Source organism: Nocardioides soli (assembly GCF_014191495.1).
GTDB lineage: Bacteria > Actinomycetota > Actinomycetes > Propionibacteriales > Nocardioidaceae > Nocardioides > Nocardioides soli.
Genome location: NZ_JACHWR010000008.1, coordinates 1 through 16,351 on the forward strand (window position 1 = coordinate 1; position 16,351 = coordinate 16,351).

Sequence of the window (16,351 nt, forward strand, 5' to 3'; positions counted from 1 at the left end):
TCGCCCACGGTGCGGCCGGCCACCAGCACGGCCGCGGCCTCGATCAGCGCCGGGACGCCCCACTGCAGGAGGGTCTGGATCTCGAGGTCGATCTCCGCGACGGGCCGGTGCACGACGTACAGCTGCCAGGCCCGCCAGGCGATCGCGACCCCGGCGCCGGCGACGAGCACGAACAGCCCGTCGCAGACCATGCCGGTCCAGCGCCGGCCGACGCTGACGCGCGTGGGCAGCGGCCGGACCCGCGGCCGGTGCCGGCGCAGCAGCCCGGCGGCGAGCACCCCGCCGACGAAGGCGCCGAACGTGTTCACGATCAGGTCGTCGACGTCGAGGAGCCGGTAGGGGCAGGGGTACAGGCCCCACAGCGCCGTGCCCTGGGTGCACTCGATCGCCAGCGAGATCCCGAAGCCGAGCAGCGTCGTGACCAGGACGCCGCGACGCAGGACGAGCCGCACGAAGAAGCCGAGCGGCACGAAGAGCGCGACGTTCAGGGCGACCTGGAGGAACGCCGGGTCGCGCAGCAGGTCGACCGCCCGCGCCGGGTCGATCTCGCCGATCGTCGCGAACGGCACCGTCTGCCGGCCGACGCAGCGGTAGTCGCCGGCCGGCAACGGCAGCAGCGTGTAGGTCCACAGCGCCAGGCCGTAGACGGCGGCGCTCACCAGCACCAGCAGGTCGCCCGGTCCGAGGCGCCCGTCGCGTCGGTACTGCACCGCCGCGACCGGCGCGAGCAGGAGCACCGACAGGCCCGATCCGAGCACGATCGCGATGACCGCGTTCAGGGTCTGGTCCGACACCCGCCCACCGTAGTAGGAGGCTGCCGCGGGTCAGCCCGGGTGTCAGCCGTCGACCCGGACCAGCGTGATGTCGTCGGAGTCGGGGTAGGTCAGGTAGCCCAGGTAGCGCACGCCGGCGACCAGGCCGCCCCAGGACAGGTCGACCGAGGTCTTCCGGTTGGCCCGCACCGGAACCGGGTCGGGCGTGAGCCGGAGGCCGCCGGCGGTGGCCGCCGGGTTGACGTCCCAGAAGTCGAAGCCGTAGGCCATCGGGGAGCCCTGGTCTCCCGCGGAGAAGCCCGCGACCTGGACGAGGTAGGTGCCGGGATCCGGGTTGCGCAGCGTGACGGCCTCGTCGCCGGACGCCGTACCGGACTGCCCGGCGATCGCGAACGCGTCCTCGATGTTGCACGACGTCGACGACAGCACGGTCAGGTCGAGGTCGGCGGTGTCGTCGACCGCGTCGACCTGGAAGCGGGCCAGCGTGGTCTCGGGGGTGACGGTCACGCACTGGTAGTCGTCCGTGCCGGCCGCGACGGAGTCGTTCACGGTGGTGGACTGCGCCAGGCCCCGGGCGTTGGCGTCGAGGTCGCCGGTGAAGCCGGCGACGAGCGGCACGCTCACCGAGCCGCTCGGCCCGGTGCCGGTGACCGCCGCCGGAGCGTCGACCGAGACCGGCCGGAGCGCGACCGGCAGCCGCACGGTGGTCGGCCCCTCGAGCACCACCGCGCCCTGGCTGTAGCGGCCGAGCTTCGCGTTGGTGCGGTGGAACACGAACTTCACGTCGATGGCGTCGTTCTTGCGGTCCGAGCGGATCCGCGCCGGCGAGGTCTTCACGGTGAAGCCGGGCACCGAGGCGGAGATCTCCCAGACGCCGGGCCGGGTCGCCTGGAAGGTACGCCGCAGCGTGGTCTTCGCCGTGACGGCGCCGTCGGCCAGCGACGGGACGTTGACCTTCTTCGGCGCCAGGGCGGGCGTTCCGGTCGCGATGCCCTGCTGGGTCACGAACCCGCGCCACTGCACCGGGGTGGAGGTCACGAACAGCCCGGGGTCGAAGAACCTGCGGGGGGTGACCTCGCCGGCGCCCTGGGCGAGGGCGTCCTTGGACTCCGCGCCCTTCTCGGTCAGCGCGGGCCGCGCCGTCGTCATCAGCGCGGACTTGATCTGCATCGGCGTCCACTGGGGGCGCTCGCCGTGGATGAACGCCGCGAGGCCGGCGATGTGCGGCGCGGCCATCGACGTACCGGAGTAGAGGTCGTACTTGCGGCCGGAGTTCGACGGCGGCGAGACCGCGGCCAGCACGCTCACGCCCGGGGCGGAGACGTCCGGCTTGAGCAGGTCGCCGCCGGAGACCAGCGTCGGGCCGCGCGAGGAGAAGCCCGCCACCTGCGGCAGCGGCGTCTGGTGCCTGGTCCGGTTGCCGAGCACGAACTCGGCGCGCGCCTTGCTGCCGGCCTCGCCCAGGTAGTCGAAGAGCCGGGTGCCGTCGGTGTCGGAGATGTGGACGGTCGGCACCGCGTGGAAGTCGGCGTCCAGGCTGTTCGGCGACGGGTTGACCAGGATCATCGCGACCCCGCCGGCGCGCTCGACCTCGTCGCTCTTCGCCACCCGGTCGTAGACGCCGCGCAGGCAGACGACGATCCTGCCCTTCACCTGGTCGCGGTCGAGGGACTTCGGCCCGCAGATGTCGGCGTCGCCGTCGGCCGCACCGGCGGCGGCCGCCCTGCTGGCGTCGACGACGCGCGTGCTCGGCACCGGGTCGGTGGAGACGGAGGCGCCGACGATCCGCTTGCCGTTGCCGAGGACGATCGTGTTCTCGTAGTTGTAGCTGGTGGTCGCCGCGACGGTCGTGACCCAGGGGGCCGGGTGGTCGAGCGTCGACGGGTCGGGCCCGGAGTTGCCGGCGGAGGCGGAGACGAAGATGCCGGCCTCGGCCGCCCCCTCGAAGGCGAGCTCGACGGCGTCCAGGGTCGGGCTCGCGCCACCGCCGATCGAGAAGTTGATGACGTCGACGCCGTCGATGACGGCCTGCTCGATCGCCGCGATCGAGTCGGCGTTGTTGCAGCCGCTGTCGTCGGGGTCGGCGGCCTCCCAGCAGACCTTGTACACCGCGAGCCGGGCGGCCGGCGCCATCCCCACGACCCGGCCGAACCGGCGACCCTCGGTGCGCACCTTCTCGACCACGCCACCGGCGGCGGTGCTGGCCGTGTGGGTGCCGTGGCCGCTGCCGTCCCGGGCCGAGAGCTGCTCGGTCCTGGCCAGCTTGGCTGCCGGCACCGTCTGCAGGAAGCTGTCGGCGTAGTAGCGGGCGCCGATGATCTTCGTGGTGCAGTCGCGCTTGTGCCACTTCTCCGCGATCTGGCAGCGCCCGCGGAAGACCTGTCCGTCGACCTTCTCCATCCGGGTCTTCTCGCCTCGGCGCGAGACGTCCCAGGTGGTCTTCGGCTTCGTCGTCAGCTTCTCGCCCGCGAACGACTTCGACTCCGGCCAGATCCCCGAGTCCAGGTCGCCGATCACGACGCCGGCGCCGGCGTCGTGACGGCCGCCGTGCCGCGCCCAGGCGCCGTGGCGGCCGGTCAACCCGAGGAAGTCCGGCGAGTGCCAGGTGGTGAGGCGCAGGGTGCGGGACTTCTCGACGAGCAGCACCCGGCGGTCGGTCGACAGGTCGAAGGCCTGCTCCTTCGTCAGGTCCGCGACGAACCCGTTGGCGGCCACCGTGAAGTCCTGCACCGTCTCCGTGCCGTGGTCGCGGGCGACCTCGGCATGGGTGCGCCGGAGGTGGGCGGAGTACGCCGCCACGCGGGCCGACCGGGCGTTGAACTGCCCCGTCGTCGACCGGGTCGCCGCGTAGCTGCCGGTGCCCCCGGCGTAGCCCGTGGCCGCGGGCGCGCGCAACAGCACGATGTAGCGGCCGTCGGCGAGCGAGCTGGGCGCCGGGCGGGTCTTGGCGTGCGCCGACGGGACCGGGACGATCGCGAGCAGTGCCGCGATGACGACTCCGATCCCGAGGACGCGCACCCTGGCCGAACCCGCCACCCCAGAGAAGCTCACCGGCCCACTCAACGGCAGCGGCGCGGCCCCGTCAAGCCGCGCGGCTTCAGCGGTAGGTGAGGTGCTCGCTCTCGAGGTGCGGGTGCTCGTTGAAGGTCAGCAGCCGCGCTCCGGTGGAGCCGACGACGACCCGGGTGACCGAGGAGTTCACGAGCACGGTGTTGAGGCGGCTCCAGAGCCGGGCGTGCGTCGCATCGTCCGCCTCGGGGTCGACGAGATCGGCGCAGACCGACGCGATGGGCCCGCCCGAGCTGACGACGACGGCGGTCCCGCCGGGTCCGGCGTGCGCGGCCGCGGCAGCGAAGGAGGCCCGGACCCGGCCCCGGAACGCCGGCCACGGCTCGGCGTACTCGTCGTCGTGGCCGCCGCCGCACCAGCGCGCGGTGGCGAGCTCGAAGACGCGCTGGAACTCGCGCCGGTCCAGCTCGCCGGCGGGCGCGTCGGGGTGGGCCGCGACCACGCCCAGGTGGTCGAACTCGTCCCACCCGTGATCGACGGCCGCCGCCGGCCAGCCGCCCGGCGCGGACATCGCCTCCGCCGTCTCCCGGTGCCGCCTCATGCCGCCGCGCAGCACGGTCGTCGGCTCGACCTTCCGATCGCGCAGCCACCGGCCCAGCAGCCGCCCCTGCTCCCAGCCGGCGCCGGACAGCACGTCGTAGTCGTCGGCGCCGAACGACGCCTGCCCGTGCCGGACCAGCAACACCACGCCCATGCGCCGCAGGCTAGACGAACGACGAATTCGGGCGATTCGCCGGCCGCCGTTCGGGACTAGTGTCGTGCGTTGGAAGTTGTTGAACGGTTGGCGTGCTCACGGTGCGTGCGCTGCCAGGCGCCGGAGCGCCGCCATACCCGCTCGTCTCGCAAGCGACGGCAACGCAGCAGAGCGCGTGCCATGGGTGCGCGAAGCGCACCAGAACTTCTGACGCACGGCACTAGCGTCCGAAGGTCAGCAATCCGCACGGAGGGAGGTCCACGATGTTCATCCAGATCATCCAGGGGAGGTGCACCCGACAGCCGGAGCTGCGCACGGTGCTCGATCGCTGGCCGCAGGAGCTCGGGCCGACGGCCGAGGGCTGGCTCGGGGGCACCTACGGCTTCACCGACGACGACATGTTCGTCGCCGTGGTCCGCTTCACCGACCGGGAGCTCGCGATGAGGAACTCCGAGCGCCCCGAGCAGAGCAGGTGGGCCGAGGAGATGATGGCGCTCTTCGACGGCCCGGTGGAGTTCCACGACTGCGACGACGTCAGCCTGCTGCTCGACGGCGGCTCCGACGACGCCGGCTTCGTGCAGGTGATCCGGGGCAAGGTCGACGACCCCGAGCGGCTGCGCGCGATGATGACCAGCGATCCGACCGAGCTCAAGCGGATGCGCCCGGAGATCCTCGGCGCCACGCTCGCGATCGAGCCGGACGGCACCTTCACCGAGACGGTCGCCTTCACCGACGAGGCGAGCGCCCGCGAGGGCGAGTCGGTCGAGCCGCCCCCCGACGTCCGCACCGAGCTGGAGTACGCCATGCACGGCGCGACCTTCTACGACCTGCACCATCCCTGGTTCTCGTCGCACTGAGGAGCCAGCCGGTTTCGGCTGTCAGCAGCCAAGACCCGCACGCCGCGCCGAGCAGCCACGGCGTGTCGTGCGGGTTTCGGCTGTCAGCAGCCGAAACCCGCCCGCCTACGCCGGGAACGAGCCCCCGGAGGCAGCCAGGTCGCGCAGGTACGCCGAGGGCCGGAACCGCTCGCCGTACGCATCCGCGAGCTCGTCGGCACGCGCCACGAAGGCTGCCAGGCCGATCTCGCCGGAAGCACTCTCGTAGCCCTGCATGAACTGCGCGGCGCCGCCGGTCATCGCCGGGAAGCCGATGCCCATGATCGAGCCGATGTTCGCCGCGGCCGCGGACTCGATGACGCCCTCCTCGAAGCACTTCGCGGTCTCGATGGCCTCGACGAAGAGCATCCGGTCCTTCAGGTCCTGGAAGGGGACCGCGTCGGCGATCGGGAACAGTTCGGCCAGCCCGGACCACACCGACCCGCGCTTCCCGTCGGCGTACTCGTAGAAGCCGGCGCCCGCGAGCCGCGACGGGCGGCCGGCCGCGATCATCCTCTCGACGACCAGGGTGCCCGGATGCGGCTCGTGGTCGGCGCCGTCACGTTCGGCGGCGGCCCGGGTCGCCTGGGCGATCTTGGCCATCAGCTCCATGTTCAGCTCGTCGGTGAGCTGCAGCGGGCCGACCGGGTAGCCGGACTGGGTCGCGGCGCGCTCGATCGAATAGGGCCGCTGGCCCTCGGCGACCATCGCGAGGCCCTCGTTGACCATCGTGCCGATCACCCGTGAGGTGTAGAAGCCGCGGCTGTCGTTGACGACGATCGGCGTCTTCCTGATCTGCTGCACCACGTCGTACGCCTTGGCCAGCGCGGCGTCGGAGGTCTCCTTGCCCCTGATGATCTCGACCAGCGGCATCTTGTCGACGGGGCTGAAGAAGTGCAGCCCGATGAAGTCGGCCGGGCGGTCCACGCCGGTCGCGAGCTCGGTGATCGGCAGGGTCGAGGTGTTCGAGCAGAGCAGCGCGTCGGCGTTGACGTACGGCGCGATCTCGGCGAAGACCTGCTGCTTGAGCGACGGGTCCTCGAAGACCGCCTCGATCACCAGGTCGCAGCCGGCCAGGTCGGCCGGGTCGGCGGTCGGGGTGATCCGGTCGAGCAGCTCCTGGCTCAACTCCGGAGTCAGCTTGCCGCGCGAGATCGCCTTGGCATTGAGCTTCTCCGAGTACTCCTTGCCCCGCGCAGCGCTCTCGACCGAGACGTCCTTCAGCACGACCTGCATGCCCGCGCGGGCGCAGGAGTAGGCGATGCCCGCGCCCATCATGCCGGCGCCGAGTACGCCGACCTTGGTGGCCCGGTACGGCTCGATGCCCTGCGGGCGGAGCTTGCCGGCGTTGATCGCCTGCAGGTCGAAGAAGAACGCCTGGATCATGTTCTTCGCGCCCTGGTTGACGATCAGGCTGGTCAGGTAGCGCGACTCGATCCGCGACGCGGTGTCGAAGTCGACGCTCGCGCCCTCGACCGCCGCGGACAGGATCGCGCGCGGCGCCGGGTAGACGGCACCCTTGGTCTGCTTGCGCAGCAGGGCGGGGAACGCCGGAAGGAACGCCGCGAGGGCCGGGGTCTTCGGGGTGCCGCCGGGCATCTTGTAGCCGGGCTTGTCCCAGGGGTTCTGGGCCGCGTCGGGGTTGGCCTTGATCCACGCCTTCGCGGCGGGCACGAGCTCCTCGCGGGTCGCGACCAGCTCGTCGACCAGGCCCTTCTCCTTCGCGGCCTCCGGTGAGAACTGGGTGCCGGGGAGCAGCACGTCCATCAGCCCCTGCTGCAGCCCGAGCAGGCGTACGACGCGCGTGACGCCGCCGCCGCCCGGGAGCAGGCCCAGGGTCGACTCGGGCAGGCCGATCTTGACCGCGCGGTCGTCGACGGCGACGCGGTGGTTGCAGGCCAGGCAGATCTCGTAGCCGCCGCCGAGCGCGGCGCCGTTGATCGCGGCGACGACGGGGCGCGGGTAGAGCTCGAGCCTGCGCAGCCCGGCCTTGACGGCCTCGCCCATCGCGAAGACGTCGGCGGCGGAGTCCTTGGTGGCGGCCATCATGTTCTTGAGGTTGCCGCCGGCGAAGAAGGTCTTCTTCGCGCTCGCGATCACGACGCCGGTCACGTCGTCCTGCTCGTCGTACAGCCGCTGCACGGCCGCCGCCATCGAGGACTGGTAGAGCTCGGTCATCGTGTTGGCGCTCGACGTCGGGTCGTCCATCGTCAGGGTGACGATGCCGTCGGCGTCGCGCTCGTAGTGGACCGCGGTCTGCTGCTCGGTGCTGGTGCTCATGGTCTGTCCTGTCTGGATGACGGTGGTCGAGGTGCGAGGCGCGCCGGCGCCGAGCCTCGAACCACCGCTGTGGAGTTGCTGTTCTGACCTGCGGCCCGCGTCCGCCTCACCGAGTTCGACACGCGGGTCAACCTGGCGCCTGTCGGCTCTCAGACGATCTCGACGATGGTGGCGATGCCCATGCCGCCGCCCACGCAGAGCGTGGCGAGGCCGCGGCGCAGGTCCCGGCGGTGCAGCTCGTCGACGAGCGTGCCGAGGATCATCGCGCCGGTCGCGCCGAGCGGGTGGCCCATCGCGATCGCTCCGCCGTTGACGTTGGTGATCTCGTGGCTGATGCCGAGGTCGCGCATGAAGCGCATCGCGACGGCGGCGAACGCCTCGTTGATCTCGAAGAGGTCGATGTCGCCGACCTCGAGGCCGGCCCGGGCGAGCGCCTTGCGCGCGGCGGGCGCCGGACCGGTAAGCATGATCGTCGGGTCGGCGCCGGAGACGGCGGTCGCGACGATGCGGGCCCGCGGGGTCAGGCCGAGCTCGGTGCCGATCTCCTCGGTGCCGACCGCCACCAGCGCAGCGCCGTCGACGATGCCCGAGGAGTTGCCGGCATGGTGGACGTGGTTGATCCGCTCGATCCAGTGGTACTTCTCGAGTGCCACGTCGTCGAAGCCCGCGTCGGCGCCGACCTGGGCGAAGCTCGGCTTGAGGCCGGACAGGCCCTCGACGGTCGTGTCGGGGCGGATCAGCTCGTCGTGGTCGAGGATGGTGAGCCCGTTGCGGTCGGCGACCGGCACCACGGCGCCCGCGAAGTAGCCGTTGGCCCAGGCCTTGGCCGCGCGGTGGTGGGACTCCGCGGCGTACGCGTCGACGTCCTCGCGGCTCCAGCCCTCGAGGGTCGCGATCAGGTCGGCGCCGATGCCCTGCGGCACGAAGCCGGTGCGCAGCGCGGTGGCCGGGTCGGACGCCCAGGCGCCGCCGTCGGAGCCCATCGGGACCCGGCTCATCGACTCCACGCCGCCGGCGAGGATCAGGTCCTCGAACCCGCCGCGGACCCGGGAGGCGGCCTGGTTGACCGCCTCGAGGCCGGAGGCACAGAACCGGTTCAGCTGCACGCCGGCGACGGTCTCGGGGTAGCCGGCCGCGAGGGCGGCGGTCTTGGCGATGTCGCCGCCCTGCTCCCCGACCGGCGACACCACGCCGAGGACGACGTCGTCGACCCGCGCGGGGTCCAGGCCGGGGTTGCGGTCCTTGACCTCGTCGAGCAGCCCGACGATCAGGTCGACCGGCTTCACCTCGTGCAGCGCGCCCGCCGCCTTGCCCTTGCCGCGCGGCGTACGAAGGTGGTCGTAGACGAATGCTTCAGCCATGTCCTACTCCATGATGGTGGGGCGATGCCACAAGAACCTGTGCGCTCGATTGTGACACTATTACTGTCATCGTCAAGGCAGGGACCGGATGTGAGGAGGGTCATGGAGGAGACCGTCGAGCCGTCGAGCGGGCTGCTCACCCTCGACGAGCTGACCGACCGCGTCGGCATGAGCGTGCGCAACATCCGCTTCTACACGACCAAGGGACTGGTGCCGCCCCCGATCCGGCGCGGCCGCTCCGGTTACTACAGCCCCGACCACGTGGCACGGCTCGAGCTGGTGCAGGAGCTCCAGGCGCACGGCTTCACGCTGTCGGCGATCGAGAAGTACGTCGCCCGCATCCCCGCCGACGCCACCCCCGAGGACATCGCGCTGCACCGGACCATGCTCGCGCCGTGGCAGGCCGACCTGCCCGTCGAGATGTCGCGCGCCGAGCTCGACCGGCGCACCGGCCGGACGCTCTCCGCCGACGACCTGAGCACGCTGAAGGCGCTGGGCATCGTGTTCCCGACGGCGCGGGGCCGCTACGAGGTCGCGGTCTCCCAGCTGTCGGTCGGGCTCACCCTGCTCGATCTCGGCTTCCCGGTCGAGGCGGCGATCGCGGCCTCCGAGGTGTACGCCGAGCACGGACGCCAGATCGCCAAGGAGCTCAACGAGCTCTTCCGCACCATGGTCTGGCCGGTCTACAAGGAGTCCGGCGCCTCCACCGAGTCGCTGCGCAGGGTCGTCGAGAACCTCAAGCCGCTCTCGGTCGCCAGCCTGGTCGCGGCGTACGAGTCCGCCATGGACGAGACCCGCCGCGAGAACATCGAGCGGCGGGCGAGGTAGGCCCGGGTCTCGTGACCCGACACGTGGCTGGTTCGCGTGGCTGGTTCGCGTGGCCGGCGAGTCGTCCCGGCGGGACACCCACCTCCGAGTGCCGCCAGGCCGATAGTCCGTCACAGTACGGCTGGCCCCAGGCAGAAACGACCACCAGAACGTGACGGACTATCCCGGATCGCGGGCACCTCACGGCCGATGCCACGCCCAGAAGCGACGGGTACGCCGGGGCAGCACGGCGCTCAGTCGTCGAGTCGCAGATGCAGCCAGGGGCGGTCGAGGACGAACCGGCGACCGGTGACCTCGATCGGGGCGATCTCGACCACGTCGTACTTGTCGGAGCCGACCCAAGGGCGGAGCGGGACGTTCTCGGCGCGGTGCTCCTCGGCCTCGCCGAGGTGGCGCGCCCGGCCGCGGACGACGACGCTGGCCGCGGTCTCACCGGCGAAGTCGTCGATCTCGAAGGCGACCTCGGCGCCGAGCACCACGCCGAGCAGCTTGCTGCCGGGCGCGGTGCGGAAGAGCAGCGTCGCGCCGTCGACGGCGTAGTTGATCGGGGTGATGTGCTGCTCGTCCACGATCGTGAAGGCCAGCCGGCCGAACTCGTGGTCGCGCAGCATCTCCCAGCACTCCTGCGTGGTCATCTCGACCACGGGCGACTCCTCGCTCATGCTCCACCTCCCGGGACCCCGCCCTCGGCTCCAGCGTAGGGAGTCGCCGGTCGCGAGGGCGAGAGTCGATGGTCCCGGGGGTGGGCGGGTCGCTACTTCCGCAGCCCGTCCTTCACGTCCTTGACGGCGTCCTTGACGTGCTCGCCGGCGCTCTTGGCCTTGGCGCTGGTCTGGTCCGCCCTGCCCTCGGCCTCGAGGTCGCGGTCACCCGATGCACGGCCCGCCGACTCCTTGCCGTGGCCCTTGAGCTCCTCGAGCTTGTGCTCGGCCTTGTCCTTGAGTCCCATCACTGCCTCCTTCATCGCGCGTGCTTGGGGAGGCGGTGACCGGTCGGCCCCGGCGGTAAACGTCAGGGACGCACCTCAGGCGGCGGGACGACGGCCGCGACCGCGACCGCCGCGGCCCCGGCGACGGCCACCCTGCTGGCCCGCCGGGCGACTCCCGCCGCCCTGCGGACGCGCGGGCTGCTTGCGCCGCGCGGGCTGGGCGGGCGCCGGCGCCTCGACGACCAGGCCACCCGGCACCAGCACCCGCTCACCCGGCGCGAGCGTGGCGAGCACGGGGTGCGAGGCGTCGGCGAGCTTGGTGGTGGTCGGCTTGATGCCGGCCGCGCGGGTCAGGCTGCGCACCTCGCGCACCTGCTCGTCGGTCATCAGCGTCACGACGGTGCCGCGGGCACCGGCCCGCGCCGTCCGCCCCGAGCGGTGCAGGTACGCCTTGTGCTCCACCGGCGGGTCGGCGTGCACGACCAGCGCCACGTCGTCGACGTGGATGCCGCGGGCGGCGATGTCGGTGGCGACGAGCGTGGACGCGCGGCCGGAGTGGAACGCGTCCATGTTGCGCGTGCGCGCGCCCTGGCTCAGGTTGCCGTGCAGCTCGACGGTCGGCACACCGGCGCGGTTGAGCTGGCGCGAGAGGGCCTTGGCGCCGTGCTTGGTGCGGGTGAAGACGACCGTGCGGCCCGGGGCGCTGGTCAGGTCGACGAGCACCGGCACGCGGTGCTCGCGCGCGACGTGCAGCAGGTGGTGGTCCATGGTCGCGACCGGCGACTGCGCCGAGTCGGCCTGATGGGTCACCGGGTTGCGCAGGTAGCGCTTGACGAGGACGTCGATCGCCTTGTCGAGCGTGGCGGAGAACAGCAGCCGCTGGCTCTCCCGCGGGGTGCGGTCGAGCAGGCGGCGTACGCCGGGGAGGAAGCCGAGGTCGGCCATGTGGTCGGCCTCGTCGAGCACCGTGATCTCGATCGCGCCGAGGTCGCAGTGGCCCTGGCCGATCAGGTCCTCGAGGCGGCCGGGGCAGGCCAGCACGATGTCGACGCCGGCCCGCAGGCCCTGCACCTGGGGGTTCTGGCCGACGCCGCCGAAGACGGTGCGGGTGCGCAGGCCGGCGGCCTCGGCGAGCGGCTTGAGGGCGGCCTCGATCTGGGCGACCAGCTCCCGGGTGGGCGCGAGCACCAGCGCCCGCGGCCGGCGGGACTGGGCGGGCTTCCCGCCGGAGAGCCGGGCGACCAGCGGGAGCAGGAACGCGTAGGTCTTGCCGGAGCCGGTACGGCCCCGACCGAGGACGTCGCGGCCGGCGAGCGAGTCGGGCAGGGTCGCGGCCTGGATCGGCGTGGGGGTGGTGATGCCGAGGTCGGCGAGGATCGTGGACAGGTCCGCGGGCACGCCGAGCTCGGCGAAGCCCGCAGCGGTTGCTGCAGAAGACAAGGAAGGGTCACTCACTGCTGGGGGTGTCTCGCCAGCGTATGGATCCCGAGAGGGGCGCAGAACTCACGGCTCGCGCAGTCGCCCGAGGCAAGACAGGACGGGCTGTTGCCGCCAACCCTACCGTGCCGGACGGCACCCGTCCGAATCGTCAGTGGCCGATCGGGGCTCAGCTGAAGGCCAGTACGCCGTCATCGAGCGGCCGGTGGTTGATGGCGCGGACGTCGCGCAGGTAGTTCTGCCGCAGCTTCCACGGCTCCCGGTCCCCCTGCTGGGGTAGCTCGTCGAGCGCCCGCAGGATGTAGCCGGAGCTGAAGTCGATCAGCCGCTCCTCGCCGACCGTCGGGTCGCGCGGCGCCACCACCCGGCGTACGCCGTGGTCGTCCATGTGCCGCAGCAGCCGGCACACGAAGTCGGCGACCAGGTCGGCCTTGAGCGTCCACGAGGCGTTGGTGTAGCCGATCGTGAAGGCGAAGTTGGGCACGTCGCTGAGCATCAGCGCGCGGTAGGTGAGGGTGTCGTGCATCTTCACCGGGGTCCCGTCGACGGTGAGCTCGACGCCGCCCATGGCCTTCAGCGTCAGGCCGGTCGCGCTGACGACGACGTCGGCCTCGAGCTCCTCGCCCGAGCGCAACCGGATGCCGGTCTCGGTGAACGTGTCGACGTGGTCGGTGACGACGGAGGCCCGGCCGCTGCGGAGCGCCCGGAAGAGATCGCCGTCGGGCACGAAGCACAGGCGCTGGTCCCACGGGTTGTACGCCGGCTTGAAGTGCGTGTCGACGTCGACCTCCGGCGGCAGCTGACCGGCGGCCTGCTTGCGGATGAAGGCCTTGACCCGGTCGGGGCGGCGGCGGGCGAGCTGGAAGAACGCCGTCGCGACCAGGATCGCCTTCCAGCGCACGATCGGGTAGGAGACCTTCGTCGGCAGCCGGCGCAGCCGCGTGGCGAGCGGGTCGTCGCCGGGCAACGAGAGGACGTACGTCGGCGATCGCTGCAGCATCGTCACGTGCCCGGCGCCGGCCTCGGCCATCGCCGGCACCAATGTCACCGCGGTCGCGCCCGAGCCGATCACGACGACCCGCTTGCCGGCGTAGTCGAGGTCGTCGGGCCAGTGCTGGGGGTGCACGACGGTGCCGCGGAAGTCCGCCAGCCCCGGGAAGTCGGGCGCGAAACCGCGGTCGTAGTCGTAGTAGCCGCCGCAGCCCCACAGGAAGCTCGCGGTCATCGTGACGGGCTCGCCGTCGCGGTCGATCTCGACGGTCCAGCGGGCGGTCGCGGAGTCCCAGCCGGCCGCGATGACACGGTGGCGGTAGCGGATCAGCCGGTCCACGCCGTACTCCTCGGCGACCGTGCGCAGGTAGCGCAGGATCGATGGGCCGTCGGCCAGTGCGCGCTCGCCGACCCAGGGCCGCCAGCGGTAGCCGAAGGTGAACATGTCGGAGTCGGAGCGGACCCCGGGGTACCGGAAGAGATCCCAGGTGCCGCCGCTCGCGGCGCGCGCCTCCAGCACGGCCACGCTGCGGCCGGGATGCTCGGTGCGCAGGCGGCACGCGGCGCCGATGCCCGAGAGCCCGGCACCGACGATGAGGACGTCGACGTGCTCGGTCATGCCGGCACTCTACTGAATATCTGTCAACAAGCCTAGGGTCAGGCTTGGACCGCCGCGCCGCTGTCGATCAGCGCGTCGACGTCGTCGATGCCCCACGCGGTCAGCGCCGTACGGGTGCTGTCGCCGGCGCTCTCCGCGGCGCGGCCGATGGTGGCCTCGGTGCGCGAGAAGCGCGGTGCGGGGGCCGGCTGGGTGTGGCCGTCCTTCTCGACGAACGTCCCCCGCGCGCGCAGGTGCGGGTGCTCGAACGCCTCGCTGATCGGGAGGATCCCGGCGACGCAGGCGTCGGTGCCCTCGAAGACCGCGACCCACTCCCGCTGGGTCCGCTGCCGGAAGGCGTCGGCGATCAGGGTCCGGAGCCGGTCGTTGTTGGCCGGGTCGTAGCGGTCGGGAGCGTCGGCGCCGATGCCGAGCAGGGCGACGAAGGCGTCGTAGAACTGCGGCTCCAGCGCGCCGACCGACATGTGTCGGCCGTCGGCGGTCTCGTAGATGTCGTAGTACGGCGCGCCGCCGTCGAGGAGGTTGGCCGCGCGCTCCTCGTGGTAGCCGCCGGACGCCAGGAACGCCGCCGTCATCGCGTTGAGGTGGGCGGTGCCGTCGACGATCGCGGCGTCGACGACCTGACCCTTCCCGCTGGTGCGCGACTCGAGGAGCGCGGCCAGGATGCCGATGACGAGGTACGTCGAGCCGCCGCCGAAGTCGCCGACCAGGTTGGCCGGGAAGTGGGGCCGGCCCTTGTCCTGGCCCAGGCCGAAGAGCGTGCCGGTGATCGCGATGTAGTTCATGTCGTGGCCCGCCACCTGGGCGAGCGGGCCGTGCTGGCCCCAGCCGGTCATCCGGCCGTAGACGAGCCGCGGGTTGACCTGCTCCAGGTCCGCCGGCCCCAGTCCGAGCCGCTCCATCACGCCCGGCCGCATCCCCTCGACCAGCACGTCGGCACCCTCGACGAGCCGCTTCACCGTGGCCCGCGCCTGCTCGCTCTTGAGGTCGAGCGCGACGCTGGGCCGGCCGCGGTTGAGCAGCATGTGGCTGCCCCCGCCCGCGAACAGCTGACCGCCCGGCCGCTCCACGCGGATCACGTCCGCCCCCAGGTCGGCGAGGATCATGCACGCGTGCGGGCTCGGCCCGATCCCCGCGATCTCCACGACCTTCACGCCCCGGAGCGGCCCGGTGCCCTGTCCCAGCTCGTACGTCTCGTCCGGCATATCCCGCATCATGACAGAAGTGCTGTCACGGTTGGTGGGGTTCTGGGGTGGCGGGTGCCCGTCGGTGCGGCGGTGAGCAGGCAACCGTTTGCCCGGGGTGATCGGTTGCTGGCTCACCGCCAACCGGCCGACTCATCGCCAGCCGGGCCCGTTGTCCGCCCACAGGCCGACGTTCGACGGACGGATCCACAGCCACCGTCCAGCGCACCACCAGCATCGGCGCCGGCGGCGTCGACTGGGTGGATGCGACCGATCCCGCCCGAGCTCCTGACCGGCCCCTTCACCCGCACCGACGCCCGGCGTCTCGGCGTGACCTCCCGGATGCTGCAAGGCAAGCGGTTCACGCGACTCCACCAGGACGTCTGGCGGGCCACGATCCACGTCATGACAGAGGCGGACTGGGTCGCGGCCGCCCGTCTCGCCCTGCCCGACGACGCCCACCTGACCGGGATCACCCGGCTCCAGCGGCTCGGCCTGGACTACGGGCCGGCCCGGCCGATCCGCTTCGTGGTGGACCGCGACCACCACCTCGCCCTCAACGACGTCTTCCTGCATCGGACCAAGAGGCTGCCGCCCACCGATGACGTCGGCGTGACGGTCGAGGCGGCCTTCGTCGCCTACTGCGCGCGGGCACGCCTCATCGACGCGATCAACGTCGGCGACTGGCTGCTCCATCACCACCACACCACGATCGACGCCATCCGCACGTTCGCGCTGTCGTGCCTGTGGCGCGACGGGGCCGACGAGGCGGTCGTCCTCCTGGAGCACCTCGACGGTCGCTCGCGATCGATCAAGGAGAGCGAGACCCGGAGCATCCTGCGGTTCGCCGGGCTACCGGCGCCCGAGGTGAACGCTGCCGTCGATGTCAATGAGCAGGTCGAGGTGATCGGCGACCTGGTGTACCGCCGCTGGCGGACCGTCGTCGAGTACGAAGGCAGCCATCACCAGCAGGACCGCGACCGGTACAACGCCGATCTCGATCGCTACGGGCTGATGCGAGCCGCCGAGGTCCGGTACGTGCAGGTCACGAAGGAACGGCTCGCCCGGCCGAGGACGTTGGTCGGAGAGGTCTACCGGACGCTGGTCGCCGGCGGGTACGACGGACCGCCGCCGACCTTCGGCGTGCGGTGGGAGCTGCTGTTCTGGGGAGTCTCGGTCTCGGTGGGCCCGAAGCGCGACCGGACCCACCGATCGGCGGTGAGCTAGCAACCGATCCGTCGTGCGGACTGGTTGCCCACTCACCGCCGCCCGGCACACGCCCCGCCCAGCGGTGAACCAGCAACCAAACCCCG

Annotated in this window: 13 protein-coding genes; 3 read left to right on the forward strand and 10 right to left on the reverse strand. The window is 72.0% G+C overall.

Features of this window, described 5'->3' with window-relative positions:
• From FHU40_RS25970 to FHU40_RS25980, 3 genes are all read right to left on the reverse strand, one after another.
• On the reverse strand, nt 1–794 hold a 794-nt coding region (locus FHU40_RS25970; RefSeq protein ID WP_183595420.1), incomplete at its 3' end, for a VanZ family protein.
• A gap of 42 nt (nt 795–836) precedes the next feature.
• The gene (locus tag FHU40_RS25975; protein WP_183595421.1) at nt 837–3,824 is read right to left on the reverse strand and encodes a S8 family serine peptidase; all 2,988 of its coding nucleotides are present in this window, start codon (nt 3,822–3,824) and stop codon (nt 837–839) included.
• A gap of 46 nt (nt 3,825–3,870) precedes the next feature.
• Complete coding sequence (locus tag FHU40_RS25980) at nt 3,871–4,536, reverse strand: histidine phosphatase family protein (RefSeq protein WP_183595422.1); 666 nt, start codon at nt 4,534–4,536, stop codon at nt 3,871–3,873.
• A 263-nt stretch (nt 4,537–4,799) separates the two neighbouring features.
• On the opposite strand from FHU40_RS25980, the gene FHU40_RS25985 reads away from it, so the two are divergent.
• Entirely contained in the window at nt 4,800–5,393 is a 594-nt protein-coding gene (locus tag FHU40_RS25985; RefSeq protein ID WP_183595423.1) for a hypothetical protein, read from the forward strand.
• Nucleotides 5,394–5,498: 105 nt separating this feature from the next.
• On the opposite strand, the gene FHU40_RS25990 is transcribed toward FHU40_RS25985, so the two are convergent.
• Complete coding sequence (locus FHU40_RS25990) at nt 5,499–7,691, reverse strand: 3-hydroxyacyl-CoA dehydrogenase NAD-binding domain-containing protein (RefSeq protein WP_183595424.1); 2,193 nt, start codon at nt 7,689–7,691, stop codon at nt 5,499–5,501.
• A 149-nt stretch (nt 7,692–7,840) separates the two neighbouring features.
• Entirely contained in the window at nt 7,841–9,052 is a 1,212-nt protein-coding gene (locus FHU40_RS25995) for an acetyl-CoA C-acetyltransferase (protein WP_183595425.1), read from the reverse strand.
• Between the two features lie 102 nt (nt 9,053–9,154).
• Here FHU40_RS25995 and FHU40_RS26000 point away from each other — a divergent pair, with 102 nt between their 5' ends.
• Nucleotides 9,155–9,880 carry a MerR family transcriptional regulator gene (locus FHU40_RS26000; RefSeq protein ID WP_183595426.1) on the forward strand — a complete coding sequence of 242 codons (726 nt, stop codon included), beginning with the start codon at nt 9,155–9,157 and terminating at the stop codon, nt 9,878–9,880.
• Between the two features lie 233 nt (nt 9,881–10,113).
• On the opposite strand, the gene FHU40_RS26005 is transcribed toward FHU40_RS26000, so the two are convergent.
• From FHU40_RS26005 to FHU40_RS26025, 5 genes are all read right to left on the reverse strand, one after another.
• The gene (locus tag FHU40_RS26005) at nt 10,114–10,542 is read right to left on the reverse strand and encodes a pyridoxamine 5'-phosphate oxidase family protein (RefSeq protein WP_183595427.1); all 429 of its coding nucleotides are present in this window, start codon (nt 10,540–10,542) and stop codon (nt 10,114–10,116) included.
• A gap of 92 nt (nt 10,543–10,634) precedes the next feature.
• Nucleotides 10,635–10,829 (reverse strand): CsbD family protein, encoded by a 195-nt coding sequence (locus tag FHU40_RS26010; RefSeq protein WP_183595428.1) that lies wholly within the window; start codon nt 10,827–10,829, stop codon nt 10,635–10,637.
• Between the two features lie 75 nt (nt 10,830–10,904).
• The gene (locus FHU40_RS26015; RefSeq protein ID WP_221200327.1) at nt 10,905–12,248 is read right to left on the reverse strand and encodes a DEAD/DEAH box helicase; all 1,344 of its coding nucleotides are present in this window, start codon (nt 12,246–12,248) and stop codon (nt 10,905–10,907) included.
• Nucleotides 12,249–12,414: 166 nt separating this feature from the next.
• Nucleotides 12,415–13,854, reverse strand: coding sequence for a flavin-containing monooxygenase (locus FHU40_RS26020; protein WP_183595429.1), 1,440 nt, complete (start codon nt 13,852–13,854; stop codon nt 12,415–12,417).
• A 38-nt stretch (nt 13,855–13,892) separates the two neighbouring features.
• On the reverse strand, nt 13,893–15,059 hold the full coding sequence (locus FHU40_RS26025) for a CaiB/BaiF CoA transferase family protein (protein ID WP_281374881.1): 1,167 nt from the start codon (nt 15,057–15,059) through the stop codon (nt 13,893–13,895).
• 243 nt (nt 15,060–15,302) lie between these two features.
• Between FHU40_RS26025 and FHU40_RS26030 the strand changes: the two genes are divergently transcribed.
• The gene (locus FHU40_RS26030) at nt 15,303–16,265 is read left to right on the forward strand and encodes a hypothetical protein (RefSeq protein ID WP_183595430.1); all 963 of its coding nucleotides are present in this window, start codon (nt 15,303–15,305) and stop codon (nt 16,263–16,265) included.
• Nucleotides 16,266–16,351 lie beyond the last annotated feature (86 nt).

Excerpts from the sequence above, each read along its gene's own strand:
- FHU40_RS25980 (WP_183595422.1), bottom strand. The coding sequence starts at position 4,536 with ATGGGCGTGGTGTTGCTGGTCCGGCACGGGCAGGCGTCGTTCGGCGCC.
- FHU40_RS25985 (WP_183595423.1), top strand. The coding sequence starts at position 4,800 with ATGTTCATCCAGATCATCCAGGGGAGGTGCACCCGACAGCCGGAGCTG.
- FHU40_RS25990 (WP_183595424.1), bottom strand. The coding sequence starts at position 7,691 with ATGAGCACCAGCACCGAGCAGCAGACCGCGGTCCACTACGAGCGCGAC.
- FHU40_RS25995 (WP_183595425.1), bottom strand. The coding sequence starts at position 9,052 with ATGGCTGAAGCATTCGTCTACGACCACCTTCGTACGCCGCGCGGCAAG.
- FHU40_RS26000 (WP_183595426.1), top strand. The coding sequence starts at position 9,155 with ATGGAGGAGACCGTCGAGCCGTCGAGCGGGCTGCTCACCCTCGACGAG.
- FHU40_RS26005 (WP_183595427.1), bottom strand. The coding sequence starts at position 10,542 with ATGAGCGAGGAGTCGCCCGTGGTCGAGATGACCACGCAGGAGTGCTGG.
- FHU40_RS26010 (WP_183595428.1), bottom strand. The coding sequence starts at position 10,829 with ATGGGACTCAAGGACAAGGCCGAGCACAAGCTCGAGGAGCTCAAGGGC.
- FHU40_RS26020 (WP_183595429.1), bottom strand. The coding sequence starts at position 13,854 with ATGACCGAGCACGTCGACGTCCTCATCGTCGGTGCCGGGCTCTCGGGC.
- FHU40_RS26025 (WP_281374881.1), bottom strand. The coding sequence starts at position 15,059 with ATGCCGGACGAGACGTACGAGCTGGGACAGGGCACCGGGCCGCTCCGG.
- FHU40_RS26030 (WP_183595430.1), top strand. The coding sequence starts at position 15,303 with ATGCGACCGATCCCGCCCGAGCTCCTGACCGGCCCCTTCACCCGCACC.